13 protein-coding genes are annotated in these 14,132 nt (G+C 62.3%); 10 read left to right on the top strand and 3 right to left on the bottom strand.

Features of this window, described 5'->3' with window-relative positions; genetic code table 11:
- Nucleotides 1-21: 21 nt before the first annotated feature.
- The 3 genes from WDB91_RS16105 to denD are packed head-to-tail and all read right to left on the bottom strand — an operon-like array spanning nucleotide 22 to nucleotide 3,649.
- Entirely contained in the window at nucleotides 22-1,803 is a 1,782-nt protein-coding gene (locus WDB91_RS16105; protein WP_339114649.1) for an IlvD/Edd family dehydratase, read from the bottom strand.
- A complete protein-coding gene (locus WDB91_RS16100; RefSeq protein WP_339114648.1) occupies nucleotides 1,800-2,681 on the bottom strand; it encodes an NAD(P)-dependent oxidoreductase in 882 nt (293 codons plus the stop codon). The genes WDB91_RS16105 and WDB91_RS16100 overlap by 4 nt, the downstream gene beginning before the upstream one ends.
- The gene (gene denD / locus WDB91_RS16095) at nucleotides 2,678-3,649 is read right to left on the bottom strand and encodes a D-erythronate dehydrogenase (protein WP_339114647.1); all 972 of its coding nucleotides are present in this window, start codon (nucleotides 3,647-3,649) and stop codon (nucleotides 2,678-2,680) included. Before denD ends, WDB91_RS16100 begins: the two co-directional genes overlap by 4 nt.
- A 124-nt stretch (nucleotides 3,650-3,773) precedes the next feature.
- On the opposite strand from denD, the gene WDB91_RS16090 reads away from it, so the two are divergent.
- The 10 genes from WDB91_RS16090 (at nucleotide 3,774) to araD1 (ending at nucleotide 14,129) form a co-directional block, all read left to right on the top strand.
- Entirely contained in the window at nucleotides 3,774-5,186 is a 1,413-nt protein-coding gene (locus tag WDB91_RS16090; RefSeq protein WP_339114646.1) for an FAD-binding oxidoreductase, read from the top strand.
- A gap of 36 nt (nucleotides 5,187-5,222) precedes the next feature.
- Nucleotides 5,223-5,939 (top strand): FadR/GntR family transcriptional regulator, encoded by a 717-nt coding sequence (locus tag WDB91_RS16085; protein WP_339114645.1) that lies wholly within the window; start codon nucleotides 5,223-5,225, stop codon nucleotides 5,937-5,939.
- A 138-nt stretch (nucleotides 5,940-6,077) separates the two neighbouring features.
- A complete protein-coding gene (locus tag WDB91_RS16080; RefSeq protein WP_339114644.1) occupies nucleotides 6,078-7,244 on the top strand; it encodes a fumarylacetoacetate hydrolase family protein in 1,167 nt (388 codons plus the stop codon).
- A gap of 2 nt (nucleotides 7,245-7,246) precedes the next feature.
- The gene (locus WDB91_RS16075) at nucleotides 7,247-7,795 is read left to right on the top strand and encodes a TRAP transporter small permease (protein WP_339114643.1); all 549 of its coding nucleotides are present in this window, start codon (nucleotides 7,247-7,249) and stop codon (nucleotides 7,793-7,795) included.
- Nucleotides 7,792-9,069 carry a TRAP transporter large permease subunit gene (locus tag WDB91_RS16070; RefSeq protein ID WP_339114642.1) on the top strand — a complete coding sequence of 426 codons (1,278 nt, stop codon included), beginning with the start codon at nucleotides 7,792-7,794 and terminating at the stop codon, nucleotides 9,067-9,069. The genes WDB91_RS16075 and WDB91_RS16070 overlap by 4 nt, the downstream gene beginning before the upstream one ends.
- Nucleotides 9,070-9,117: 48 nt before the next feature.
- The gene (locus WDB91_RS16065) at nucleotides 9,118-10,125 is read left to right on the top strand and encodes a TRAP transporter substrate-binding protein (protein ID WP_339114641.1); all 1,008 of its coding nucleotides are present in this window, start codon (nucleotides 9,118-9,120) and stop codon (nucleotides 10,123-10,125) included.
- A 59-nt stretch (nucleotides 10,126-10,184) separates the two neighbouring features.
- The gene (locus WDB91_RS16060; RefSeq protein ID WP_339114640.1) at nucleotides 10,185-11,381 is read left to right on the top strand and encodes a mandelate racemase/muconate lactonizing enzyme family protein; all 1,197 of its coding nucleotides are present in this window, start codon (nucleotides 10,185-10,187) and stop codon (nucleotides 11,379-11,381) included.
- A gap of 3 nt (nucleotides 11,382-11,384) precedes the next feature.
- Nucleotides 11,385-12,146, top strand: coding sequence for an SDR family oxidoreductase (locus tag WDB91_RS16055; RefSeq protein ID WP_339114639.1), 762 nt, complete (start codon nucleotides 11,385-11,387; stop codon nucleotides 12,144-12,146).
- Between the two features lie 22 nt (nucleotides 12,147-12,168).
- On the top strand, nucleotides 12,169-12,975 hold the full coding sequence (locus tag WDB91_RS16050; RefSeq protein ID WP_339114638.1) for an HpcH/HpaI aldolase/citrate lyase family protein: 807 nt from the start codon (nucleotides 12,169-12,171) through the stop codon (nucleotides 12,973-12,975).
- Between the two features lie 185 nt (nucleotides 12,976-13,160).
- Complete coding sequence (araD1, locus tag WDB91_RS16045; RefSeq protein WP_339114637.1) at nucleotides 13,161-14,129, top strand: AraD1 family protein; 969 nt, start codon at nucleotides 13,161-13,163, stop codon at nucleotides 14,127-14,129.
- The last annotated feature ends 3 nt before the right edge of the window (nucleotides 14,130-14,132 follow it).

Genomic DNA, 14,132 nt, shown 5'->3' with positions numbered 1-14,132 from the left:
GAAGGGGGCAGGTGCGACGGGTCAGTGGTTGTGGCGCGGGAGTTTGCGCGAGATCGCGCGAAATTTCTCGGCTCCGCGGATGGTGGCGCCATCCTGCATCTGGGTGACCGTCTCGCGATAGAGCTGTTGCCATGGGGTGGCCGAGGGGGGCACCTCCGGTAGCCCTTCCGCCTTGCGCCGGTCCAGTTCGGCATCGGAGACCAGCATATCGCAGCGTCCTCCGGTCAGATCGATGCGCAGCCGGTCGCCCGTGCGGATCCAGGCCAGCCCGCCGCCCGCCGCGCTTTCGGGCGAGGCATTGAGGATCGAGGGGCTATCGGCAGTGCCCGATTGCCGCCCGTCGCCAAGTGTCGGCAGAGAGGTTATGCCGCGTTTCAGAAGACGGTCCGGCGGCTGCATATTGACCACCTCCGCCGAGCCGGGCCAGCCCAGTGGCCCGGCGCCGCGGATCACAAGTATGGAGTGTTCGTCGATGTCCAGCGCGGGATCATTGATGCGCGCATGGTAATCCTCCGAGCCGTCGAAGACGAAGGCCGTGCCCTCGAAGACCCCCTCCGAGCCGGGGGTCGTCAGATACCGCCGGCGGAAGTCCTCGGATATCACGCTGGTCTTCATGATCGCGAAATCGAAGAGATTTCCCGTGAGCACAAAGAACCCCGCGCGCTCCATCATCGGTGCGCCATAGGGCAGGATGACCTCGCGGTCCGAACTCTGACGGCCCTCGAGATTAGCGCCCATATTTTGGCCCGTGACCGTCCGGCACGAGAGGTCCAGCTTGCCCGCCCCCATTAGCTCCCACATGATTGCTGGTACCCCGCCTGCACGGTGGAACCGCTCGCCCAGATATTTGCCCGCAGGCTGCACATTGGCCAGAAGCGGAATGTCATAGCCGTAGGTCTGCCAATCCTTGGCGGTGATCTCGACGCCCGCATGTTTGGCCATGGCCGCGATATGGGGCTGGGCATTGGTCGAGCCACCGATTGCCGCATTCACGCGGATCGCGTTCAGGAAAGCGGGCCGTGTCATGATATCGGACGGGCGCAGATCCTCGTGAACCAGCTCGACCGCGCGTTTGCCGGTGCGATAGGCCATCTGTCCGCGCTCGCGATAGGCGGCAGGGATCGCGGCGCAGCCCGTCAGCGACATGCCAAGCGCCTCGGCAATCGCGTTCATCGTGGAGGCCGTGCCCATGGTGTTACAGTGACCCACCGAAGGAGCACTTTCCAGAGCGGTTTCCAGAAACTCCTCGCGGGTGATCTCGCCTGCGCCATATTTGCGCCGCGAGCGCCAGATGACGGTGCCCGAGCCCACCAGATCGCCCTCGTGCCAGCCATCGAGCATGGGCCCGCCCGACAGCACGATGGCCGGAATGTCGACCGTGGCCGCCGCCATCAATGCCGAAGGCGTGGTCTTGTCGCAGCCGGTGGTCAGCACCACCCCGTCGAAAGGATAGCCGTAAAGCAGCTCGACAAGTCCCAGATAGGCCAGATTGCGGTCCAGCGCGGCCGTGGGACGCTTGCAGTTCTCGAACAGGGTGTGGGTTGGAAACTCGATCGGGATACCGCCGGCATCGCGAATGCCGTCGCGCACCCGTTTGGCCAGATCCAGATGGTGGCGGTTGCAGGGGCTGAGGTCGCTGCCGGATTGTGCGATCCCGATGATCGGGCGTCCCGCGCGCAGCTCCTCGGGGGTGGTGCCATAATTCATGAAACGCTCGAGATAGAGCGCCGTCATATCGGCATGGTCGGGATTGTCGAACCAGTCCTGCGAGCGCAGACGGGGTTTGGGCGGGGTCTTGGTCATTGTGTCTCCTCCACAGGGTCGCAGGCATTCAGCGCCTCGAGATGCATCAGCAGGCCTGAATGGTCCGTCTCAGCATGGCCCTGTGCGACGAATTGCGCAAACAGGCGCCGGATCTCCTTTGAAAGGGGCAGGTCCAGCGCATGGGTGGCGGCCTGACCCAGCACTCCGTCAAGGTCTTTCAGCTGCAGGCGCGCGGGGCCTCCCGGGGTAAAATCACGGTCGATCATCCGCTGGCCATGCAGCTCCAGAATACGGCTTTCGGCAAAGCCGCCACGAATGGCATCGCGGAAACGGGCGCGGTCCGCGCCGGCGGCCCCGACCATCACCATTGCCTCGGCAAGGGCGCCGATGGTGATGGCGACAATCTGCTGGTTGGCCAGTTTGCACACCTGCCCCGCACCGGTGGGCCCGACATGGGTCAACCTGCCGAGCGCGGCCATGACCGGTGCGATACGGGCGATGCTGTCGGCGGACCCACCGGCCATAAGCGCCAATGTGCCCGCACGCGCGCCATCGACGCCGCCAGAGACAGGGCAATCCACATAGTCGATCCCCGCCTGCGCCAGCCGTCGGGCGTGCGCGCGCGCGACGTCGGGCGCAATCGAGGAACAATCGACAAATGTGGCCCCTTTTTGCGGCAGGCCCCCTTGGGCAAACAGCACATCGTCCACCGCCGCACCGTCGCTAAGCATCGTAAAGACCAGCTCGGCCCGTGCCACGGCCTCGCGCGGCGTCTGTGCGTGCCGCGCGCCGTCCTCGACCAGCGCCGCCGCCTTTTCCGGCGCGCGGTTCCAGACGGTGACATGATGCCCCGCGCGCAACAGGCAGCGCACCATCGGCGCGCCCATCAGGCCGGTCCCCAGAAAAGCGATCGTCATTGGACCCCCTCCAGCTCGTCCTCGATATGGGCCTTGATAATCTGGGTGAAGTCACTCTCGGCGCGAAAGCCCAGAGCGCGGGCGCGGCTGGCCTCGAACCCCGGAGCCCAGCCCTCGCACATGGCGGTAATCGCGGGATCGGGGACGCGCCGGATCAGTTTGACCGCAGTGTCGCCCGCAATGCGGCGCAGGGCTTCTATCTGTTCGGCGACCGTGGCCGAGACACCGGGCATCGAGAGATTGCGCCGCGGACCGATGGCCGCGGTGTCCATGCTTGCAGCATGGAGCATGAACCCCACGGCCGAGCGCGGCGAGGCATGCCAGTGGCGGATGGTGTCGGGGACCGGAAGCACGGCGTCCTTGCCGACGAGAGGCTCGCGCAGGATGCCCGAGAAGAAGCCCGAGGCCGCTTTGTTGGGCGCGCCCGGACGGATGCAGATCGTGGGCAGGCGCAGGCCCACACCGTCAAGGATCCCGCGCCGCGTATAATCCGCCAGCAATAGCTCGCAGATGGCTTTCTGGGTTCCATAGCTGGTAAGCGGGGTGCAGTGGAAGTCATCTGGGATAGGATAGGGCAGCGGTGCCCCCACCACCGCGATCGAGGAGGCAAAGACCACACGCGGGCAGTAGCTTTGCGTATGACGGATCGCCTCGAACAGGGCGCGGGTGCCGTCGAGATTTATGCGGTATCCCTTGTCGAAATCGGCCTCCGCCTCGCCCGAGACAATGGCCGCGAGGTGGAAGATCACATCGGGGCGGCGGGCGATCAGCGCGGGTGCCGTATGGGGGGTAGACAGATCCGCGGCCTCGCAGTGGATATCGATCTCGCTTTGCGGCTCATGCGGGGGGATGACATCGACCAGATCCATCCGCTGGATGGGCGTTCCGCCGAGATGGCCGGTTGTCAGAAGTTTTGCCGTCAGCTTGCGCCCGACCATACCGGCGGCGCCGATTATCAGAATATGCATGATGTCTCCTCCGTTAAGGGCCAGCCTCCCAACTGGTCCAATCTTGTAATGTTGTCTGACAACATGGTAGGAAAAACAAGAGAGGATTTGCCCGATGGGAGGGCATAGAGAGGGAGGAACGGGGATGACCGAGGTGAATGTGCCGTCAGTCGCCAGAGAATTGCTGCAGCGATTGGGGCCGGAACTTGTTGTGACGGGGGAGGATGTCCTGCGCTATTGCCATGATTGGCATGGCGATGTGCAGTCTTCCGCGTTGGCGGTGCTGCGCCCCCGCAACACGCCGGAGGTGCAGGAGTGCGTGCGTGCGGCTGGAGCGCTGGGATTGAATATCGTGCCGCAGGGCGGCAATACGGGGCTTGTTCTGGGGGCGGTGCCAGATATGCCCGATCATCAGGTGGTGCTCACCCTGGAGCGCATGACCGCGATACGCCAGCTTGATTGTGACAATTTCTCGGCGGTGGTCGAATCGGGTATCGTCTTGGAGGAGTTCAAGGCCAAGGTGGCCGAGGCAGGGCTGTTCTTTCCCTTGACGCTCGGGGCGCAGGGGAGCTGCCGTCTGGGCGGGAATGTCTCGACCAATGCGGGTGGAGTGAATGTGCTGCGCTACGGGATGACCCGCGATCTGGTGCTAGGGCTTGAGGTCGTCTTGCCCGATGGCAGTCTTTTCGAGGGGCTCTCGAGCCTACGGAAAGACAACAGAGGTATTGATCTTAAACATCTTTTCATCGGTTCGGAAGGAACCATCGGTATCATTACAGCAGTCTCCGTCAAGCTGCTGCCCGCTCCCGATCAGGTGGCGACGGCGCTGTTGGCGCTCGAGTCGCTGGAGGATGCGATCACGCTTTACCGGCATGCGCGGCGGCAATGTTGTGACCTCATGTCGGCCTTCGAATTTTTGCCGCCACTGGCATTCGATCTGGCCAAGGAAGGCATCCCCGATCTGGTCCTGCCGATGGCGGCGGAGCATCCCGCCTATGTGCTCATGGAAATCGCGGGCTCGGGGCTGGTGGATATGGACGACCTCATGGCGCGCTTTGTGGAATACGCGTTCGAGGCGGGGCTGGTGCTGGACGGGGTGGTGGCCCAGTCGCAAGCGCAGGCGCGTAATCTCTGGCTGATCCGGGAAGGCATGAACGAAGGTCAGGCCAAGCGCGGCAAGCATCTGCGCACCGATCTGTCCGTGCCATTGTCGCGGGTAGCGGCATTTGTGGCCGAAACCGAGGCCGCCATTCTGGCCGATATGCCCGATGTTATCTGTGTCTCCTACGGGCATGTGGGCGATGGCAATGTGCACCTGAATGTGTTGCCCGATCTGTCCGGTGATATCGATGCGCAGATCTGCCGCGCCAAGCAGATCGCCAATCGGGTGCTGGATGGGTATCACGGTTCGATCAGCGCCGAGCATGGCATTGGTCGGCTGAAAAAAGGTGATTTTTCTGAGAGGCTTCCTGAAGTTCAGCGCCGTTTGAATGTCGCGATCCGCAAGGCGGTCGATCCGGCGATGGTGATGAATAAAGGGTGCCAGATCGACCTTTGACTGCTATGGTCTGCTTGTCTGGTAAGAGGAAATGGTATGGAAAGCGGTTTCGAACAGATCAAGCGTGTGGCGCATCTTCCGACGCGGATCGCGTCGGAATTTGCCAAGCGTATCTATGACGGTGCGTTGCAACCCGGCGACAAGCTGCCCACCGAGCATGCGCTGTCGAAAAGCTTCGGCGTCAGCAGGACGGTTGTGCGCGAGGCGATTGCACAGCTGCGCAGCGAGGGGCTGGTCGAGACACGGCAGGGGGTCGGGGCGTTTGTGCGTGAGCGCCCCGCGCGGCAGATCCTCCTCGAAGATGCCAAGTCTATGGACCGGCGTAACTTTCGGGATCTCTATCAGTTGCGTGTTCCGCTAGAGATGGAGGCCGCTGCTCTTGCTGCAACCCATCATACCGCCGAACAGATGGAGGCGCTGAACGCGGCCTTGGCGCAGATCTCTGCCTCTGAGGATTGGGGCAACTCGGGTGTGGCTGCCGATCTGGACTTTCATCGCATCATCGCGGAATCGACGGGAAATAATTATTTCGCACAGTTTATCGGCGCGATTTCCGACCGGATCAGCCACGTCATCGCGATCGCCCGCACGGAGGGTCAGCTGGAAGAGGTGATCGAGCGCACGATCGAGGAACATACGGCTATTCGTGACGCGATCAGAACCAAAGATCCGGTAATGGCACGAGCGGCGATGCGCCGTCATCTGATCGGTTCTGCCCAGAGAGTTGGTCTAACTATCGAATTTTACGTATAAAAACCTACTTCCGACATTTTCCTGACTTTGCCGAAGTTTTCTCTTGCGCCGATTGGCGCGCTGCTGTTGTAATATTGTCAGACATCTAATGTCGTGCGCAACGAGTGGAGGCGGTGCGTAAAATCAAGGGAGGAGATTTTGGCTTCAGCATCTGTGTTGAAGGCCAATCAGGTTTTGCCGGATGATGCACATCTGGCAAAGCTTGTTGGTCGTGTCTGGTCGCAGGCACAAGGTGGCCCCTGTATTGTCACAATCCGTGATGGGAAACTTTATGATCTGACGGCGCAGGCCGTTACGATGTCCCATCTTCTCGAAAACAAGAATGTCTTGACGCTGTTGGCGGCGGAGGATCTGCCCTGTCTCGGACCGCTTGACGCATTCCTTGACGGCTCGGAAGGACGGCTGCTGGCGCCTGTGGATCTGCAGGCCATCAAGGCTGCGGGCGTAACTTTTGCCGAGAGTATGCTCGAGCGGGTGATCGAGGAACAGGCGCGCGGCGATGTGGGGCGTGCTGCCGAAATCCGCGCCCGCCTCGCGCCGGTAATCGGCGAGAATCTGCGCGACCTGCAGGCCGGATCGGAACAGGCGATGCAGGTCAAAGGGCTCCTGCAGGAAATGGATCTGTGGTCGCAATATCTCGAGGTGGGCATCGGGCCGGATGCCGAGATTTTCACCAAATCCCAGCCGATGTCGGCGATGGGCTGCGGCGAGACGGTCGGTATCCATCCGATGTCGCATTGGAACAACCCCGAGCCGGAAGTGGTGCTTGTCACGCGCTCCGACGGCGAGATCCTCGGGGCCGCACTGGGCAATGATGTCAATCTACGTGATGTCGAAGGGCGCTCGGCATTGTTGCTGGGCAAGGCCAAGGACAATAACGCCTCTTGCGCGATCGGTCCGTTCATCCGCCTCTTCGATGCCCATTTCTCCTTACAAGATGTTGAAAGCACAACGGTTTCCTTGACGGTTACAGGCGAGGACGGCTTCATCATGTCAGGCGAGAGCCCGATGCGGGCCATCTCGCGCCGCCCGACCGATCTGGTGAGCCAGATGCGCAACCGCAGCCATCAGTATCCCGACGGTGCGGTGCTGTTTCTGGGCACGATGTTTGCCCCCACCAAGGACCGCCACGGCGAGGGGCAGGGGTTCACCCATGTGGTGGGGGACCGTGTGGAGATTGCGGCGCCGCAACTGGGGTGCCTGACCAACTGGGTCGACCGCGCCGATCATTGCCCCGAGTGGAGCTTCGGCATCACGGCCCTCATGCGCAACCTTGCCGCCCGGGGTCTCGGGGAAAGGTTCTGACCATGACCCGATTGATCACATTATTCTATCGTCTGCTGGACCTCGTGCTGGTCGCCCTCCTGTCGGGCATGGCGCTGATGGTCTTTCTCAATGTCGTGCTGCGCTACGGGTTCAATTCGGGCATTGCGGTGTCCGAGGAGCTGTCGCGGTTCTTCTTCGTCTGGCTGACCTTTATCGGCGCGGTCGTGGCCCATCACCATCACATGCATATGGGGATGGAGACCTTTGTCGCAGCATTTGGCCGCAGGGGCCGGATGCTGATGATGGGCGTGGCCGAGCTGCTCATTCTGGGCTGCGCCTGGGTGCTGTTCATCGGCACCTGGAAACAGCTGCCGATCAATATGTCGATGGGCGCGCCCGTGTCGGGGCTGTCGATGGCATGGGTCTACGGGACTGGGCTGTTCACGGCGGCGATGATCGCGCTGATCTCCGGGACGCGGCTTCTCCGCCTTGTCACGGGGCGGATCACCGAGAAGGAGATCGCGGCCTTCGCGGGCGAGCGCCATCTGATCGACGAGCCACTCCATGAGCCGGAAGGAGATGCGAAATGACGCTTGTTGTCTTTATCGCCTCGCTGATCGGATCGATGCTGACAGGGGTGCCGGTGGCCTTCGCGCTGATCGTCTGCGGTGTCGCGCTCATGAGCTATATGGGCATGTTCAATACGCAGATTATCGCCCAGAACATGATGATCGGCGCGGATACCTTCACCCTTCTGGCCATCCCTTTCTTCATTCTGGCGGGGGAGCTGATGAATGCGGGCGGGCTGTCCAAACGCATTATCGATTTCTCCGTGGCCTGTGTTGGCCATATCCGCGGCGGGCTTGGGATCGTGGCGATCTTTGCCGCCATCATTCTGGCCAGTATCTCGGGCTCCGCGGCCGCCGACAGTGCGGCGCTGGCGGCGATCCTGCTGCCGATGATGGCGCGGGCGGGGTATAATCTGCCACGTTCGGCGGGGCTGATCGCGGCAGGCGGCGTCATCGCGCCTGTCATCCCGCCCTCCATGGCCTTCATCATCTTCGGTGTGGCCGGCAATATTTCGATCTCCAAGCTGTTCATGGCGGGGATCGTGCCGGGGGTGCTGATGGGGCTCGTGCTGATCGTCACCTGGATTATTGTCGCGCGCAATGACGATGTCGCCACGCTGCCCAAGGCCGGTTGGGCCGAACGTGGCCGGACGGGCGCGCGCGCCATCTGGGCGCTCGGCATGCCGGTGATCATTCTGGGCGGCATCAAGTTCGGCATCGTCACCCCGACCGAGGCTGCCGTCATCGCCGCGTTCTACGCGTTGTTCGTGGGGACCTGCGTCTATCGCGAGTTGCACCTGCGGGATCTGCCCAAGGTGATCCGGAATGCGGGCCGCACGACGGCGGCGATCATGTTCCTTGTCTGCGCGGCGCTTGTGTCCGCATGGCTGATTACGGCGGCCAATATTCCCGCCGAGATCTCGGGCTATATCGAGCCACTGATCGACCGTCCCATCCTGCTGATGCTGGCGATCATGGCACTTATTCTGGTGGTGGGCACGGCGCTCGATCTGACGCCCACCATCCTGATCCTGACACCGGTCCTGTTGCCCATCATCAAGGAAGCGGGCATCGATCCGGTCTATTTCGGTGTGATGTTCATCATGAACTGTTGCATCGGCTTGCTGACACCGCCTGTCGGTGTCGTGCTGAACGTGGTCAGCGGGGTAGGGAGGCTCCCCCTCGGTCGCGTTATTGTTGGTGTCTGGCCGTTCCTGCTGGCCCAGATCCTCGTCATCCTGACGCTGGTTCTGTTCCCGCAGATCGTTCTGGTGCCCGCGCAGTGGTTCTACTGACCGCTGCATCTCGAACCAAATCTTTTTCAACCGATTAGGGAGGATCACATGAAAAAGTCACTCAAGGCCGCACTTCTGGTCACGGTTGCCTGTGCCGTTGCAAGCCCTGCACTGGCCGATTTCAAGAAACGCAATATCAGGGTGTCGAACGGGATTGCCGAGGACCATCCGGTCCATAACGGCATGGATGCGATGCAGCAATGTCTGGACGAGAAGACCGGCGGCATGATGAAGATGACCGGCTTCTGGGGCGGGGCGCTGGGAGGAGACCTGCAATCCACACAATCACTGCGTTCGGGGGTGCTGGATTCGGTGGTGACATCGTCCTCGCCGCTGGTGGGCATCGAACCCGCGCTCGGCGTCTTCGATCTGCCGTTCCTGTTCCGCACGAACGAGGAAGCCTATGCCGTGATGGATGGCGAATTTGGCGATTACATCAACGAGAAGCTCGAAAAGGTCGGGCTGATCAATCTGGCCTATTGGGAGAACGGTTTCCGCAACGTGTCAAACTCGAAACGCCCCATCACCAAATGGGAGGATTTCGAAGGGCTGAAGATGCGCGTCATGCAGAACAATATCTTCCTCGACACGTTTTCGAATTTCGGGGCCAATGCCACGCCCATGTCCTTCGGCGAGGTGTTCTCGGCCCTCGAGACCAAGGCGATCGATGCGCAGGAAAACCCCTATGTCACGATCGATACATCGAAATTCTTCGAGGTGCAGAACTATATCAGCGAGACGAAACACACCTACACGCCCTTCCTGTTCCTGTTCTCGAAACCGATCTTCGACACCTATTCCCCCGAGGAGCAGGCCGCGCTGCGCGACTGTGCAGTGGTCGGGCGCGATGTCGAGCGTGATGTCATTCAGGAGCTGAACAAGACCTCGCTTGCCAAGATGGAAGAGGCGGGGCTGGAGTTCAATGTGATCTCGCCGGAGGAGCAACAGCGGATGCTGGAGAAATCGCAGGAGGTCTACGACACGCATAAAGACGAGATCGGTGCCGATGTCGTCGAGATGGTGCAGAGCACACTAGCCGAGATGCGCGCCCAGTAAGCCTGTCGCGCACCCTGCTTCGTTGCGGGGTGTGCCTTTGCGATCAAGCGAGGTGAGAGATGAAAATCACCGCACTCCGGACCCTTCGGGCCGCGGAATTCGCCAATATTCTCTGGGTCGAGATCGAGACCGATGCCGGAATTACGGGCCTTGGCGAGACCTTTTACGGTGCGGGCGCGGTTGCGGCCCATATCCATGACACGCTGGCCCCGCGTCTGCTGGGGCGCGATCCCTTTGCCATCGAGGCCCTGCATCGCGAGATGCTGAACCTGCCGATGGGTCAGGCCTCGACGGGGGCCGAGCATCGGGCGGCATCCGCCATCGATCTCGCATTGTGGGATATCTTCGGCAAGGCGATGGGCCAGCCCGTATGGCAGATGCTGGGCGGACGGTGCTGGGACCGGTTGCGCCTTTACAATACCTGTGCAGGCACGCGCTATGTGCGCAGCCACAACATCCGCCCCGTGTCGAACTGGAACAGGGGAGAAGGCGGGGATTATGAGGATCTCGATGCCTTCATGACCCGTCCGGCCGAACTGGCGGAGGAGCTTCTGGATCAGGGCATTACCGCCATGAAAATCTGGCCGTTCGATCCGCATGCGGACGAATTCCGTGGCCAGCATATCTCGGGGGAGGGGCTGAAGGCGGCGCTGCGCCCGTTCGAGGTCATCCGCCGCGCTGTGGGCGACAGGATGGATATCATGCTCGAGATGCACGGGCTATGGGCCCTGCCTGCGGCCAAGGTGATTCCAGGCGAGGTCGATGCCTTCCGCCCCTATTGGTACGAGGACCCGGTCCGCATGACCAATGCGCAGGCGCTGGCCGAATTTGCCCGCGCCACGGCGACATGGACCTGCGCCTCCGAGACGCTGGGCACCCGCTTTGCCTATAAAGACTATCTCGACCGCGATGCAATGGCGGTGGTGATGGCCGATCTGTGCTGGACCGGCGGGCTGACCGAGGGGCGCAAGATCGCCGCGCAGGCCGATACCTATCACCGTCCCTTTGCCGCCCATGACTGTATCGGGCCGGTGGGCTTTGTCGCCGGTATCCATGCAGGCTTCAGCCAACCTAATACATTGATCCAGGAGAGCGTGCGCGCCGCCTATCTGGGCTGGTATCTGGAGCTTGTCGAAGAATTGCCGCGCATCGAGGCGGGCTATGTCTACCCGCCCGAGGGCGCAGGGCTGGGCATGCGGCTGCGCGCCGATCTCTATACCCGCCCTGATCTTGAAACACGCATGACGGAGGGCTGAAGGATGCCTGATTTCTCTCTTGGCGGGAAAACCGCCCTTGTGACCGGCTCCTCGCGTGGGCTGGGGCGCGCCTTTGCCACCGGTCTGGCCGAGGCGGGGGCGAAGGTGATCCTGAACGGGATCAACCCCGACCGGCTCGAGGCGACCCGTGCCGAACTGGCGGCACTGGGCCATGATGTGCAGGCTTGCGCCTTCGATGTCACCTGCGAGGATCAGGTGATGGTGGCGTTCGAGGCGCTCGATGCGCAGGGCGTGGCCGTGGATATCCTCGTCAACAATGCCGGTATCCAGCACCGCCAGCCCCTGCTCGATCTGGCGCTGGCTGACTGGACCCGTGTGCTGGAGACCAATCTGACGGCGGCCTTCCTGTGCGGGCGCGAGGCGGCACGCCGTATGGGGCCGCGCGGCGGCGGCAAGATCATCAATATCGGATCGCTCATGAGCCAGCTCGCCCGCGCCACCGTCGCGCCCTATACGGTCGCCAAAGGCGGCATCCGGATGCTCACGCAATCCATGGCTGCCGAATGGGCGGGCGCGAATATCCAGGCCAATGCCATCGGTCCGGGCTACATGATCACCGATATGACCCAGGCGCTGCAGGAGGATCCGGCTTTCGACGGGTTCGTGCGGGGCCGCGCCCCCGCAGGCCGCTGGGGCCGCCCCGAGGAGCTGCAGGGCGCGCTAGTGTTCCTCGCCTCCTCCGCCTCGGATTACGTCAATGGCCAGATCCTTTATGTCGATGGCGGCATGACCGCTGTTTTGTAATACCTTTCAAGGAGATAAAACCATGCCAGCCCCTTTGAACCCGTTCAAGAAAGCCCTGCAGGAGAAGCGCCTGCAGATCGGTCTGTGGCAGGACCTCGCCCATCCCTATTGCACCGAGCTTTGCGCTGATGCCGGATATGACTGGCTGCTGATCGATGGCGAGCACGGCCCCAACGATCTGGCCACCATCTCCGGCCAGATCGGAGCCCTGCGCGGCAGCGCGACCCATGCCATCGTGCGAGTGCCGGTGGGGGAGGCATGGATCATCAAGCAGGTGCTCGATGCGGGGGCCCAGACGGTTCTGGTGCCGATGGTGGAAACCGCAGCCCAGGCCCGCGATCTGGTGCGCGCCATGCGCTATCCGCCGCATGGCATCCGCGGGGTCGGGGCTGTGGTAGGGCGCGCCTCCGGCTTTGGCCGGATACCCGATTATGTGAAAACCGCTGATGCCCAGACCTGCCTTCTGGTGCAGGTCGAAACCGCCAAGGGGCTCGAGAACCTCGACGAGATCGCCAGTGTCGAAGGGGTTGATGGTATCTTCATCGGCCCCGCCGATCTGGCGGCCAGCCTTGGCCATCTGGATGATCCGGCCCATCCCTATGTGCAGGAGGTCATCGAGGACATGATCGCCCGCATCATCGGCCACGGCAAGGCGGCAGGCATCCTGATCGGGGATCTGGGACTGTCGAAACGCTATGCCGAATTGGGGGCGAGCTTTGTGGCGATCGGCCATGATGTGGGGCTTCTGGCCATCGGGGCGTCAAGGCTCCTCGAGGACTTCCACGCCACGGCCCCCGCCAAAGCCAGCGCCACGACCAAGGTCTATTGAGGCATACCAGTTTTGGTATGCGATGCGCCGATATTGATATTTGAATGCTATCCCGCGGCTTTCTAATCTCCCCTCGAGCGGGAGAGGAGCCCGCGATGGAGGATATCACAAGAGCACCCGCCTCTATATGGCGCGTCCGGCCGATGGCTCGGGCGGGTCCGCTCTTGTTCAGGAGGAGAATTCGAATGACGGTCTATCTCAGTCAGCTGAAGGCGGGGGGTGTCATCATCCGCCAGGGCGGGGCCGCACGGCTCGTGCAGGGCCTGACGACCTATGAACTGGCGCGTGACGCCATTGCCCGGGGGCGACCTCTGGCCACGATCCTGCCCGAAGGGGGCGAGACGGTGGATGTGGCGGAACAGGCCGCCAAAGGCGCGCTGGATGTGCCGATGCGCCATCCCGAGCCCGCGCGGATGTATCTGTGTGGCACGGGGCTCACGCATACGGGGTCGGCCTCGACCCGCAATTCCATGCATGCCAAATCCGAGACCCATGTCTCGGACAGCATGAAGATGTTCCAGATGGGGCTCGAGGGTGGCAAGCCCGCCAAAGGCGCCATCGGTGCCCAGCCCGAATGGTTCTACAAGGGGCCGGGCACTCAGGCGGTGGCCACGAATGATGCGCTGATCTCGCCCGCCTTCGCCCTTGATGGCGGCGAGGAGCCCGAGATTGCGGGCTTCTATCTGATCGGTCCTGATGGCAGGCCCCATCGCGCGGGCTTCGCTCTGGCCAACGAGTTTTCCGACCATGTGACGGAAAAGCTGAACTATCTCTATCTGGCCCATTCCAAGCTGCGCCCTGCCGCCTTCGGCCCCGAGATGCGTCTCGGCGATTTGCCCAGACATATCGAGGGCCGCTCGCGGATCCTGCGCGGCGATCAGGTGATCTTCGACAAGCCCTTCCTGTCGGGGGAGGACAACATGTCCCACACCATCGCCAATCTCGAGCACCATCACTTCAAATATGCGCCCTTCCGCAGGGCGGGGGATCTGCATGTGCATATGTTCGGCACCGCGACCCTGTCGTTTGGCAGCCAGATCGCGCCGCAGGCGGGGGATGTGTTCGAGCTTTTCGCCCCCGAGTTCGGGCAGCCCCTGCGCAACCCTCTGGCGGTGGCCGCCGATGAGGGGTTTGTCGACGTGGCGGCATTGTAAGGA

Origin of the sequence: Thioclava sp. GXIMD2076 (assembly GCF_037949795.1) — a bacterium.
In the GTDB taxonomy this organism is placed as follows: Bacteria; Pseudomonadota; Alphaproteobacteria; order Rhodobacterales; family Rhodobacteraceae; genus Thioclava; species Thioclava kandeliae.
Note: the sequence above shows the minus strand (reverse complement) of the source record. Positions and strands in the feature narration are given on the sequence as shown.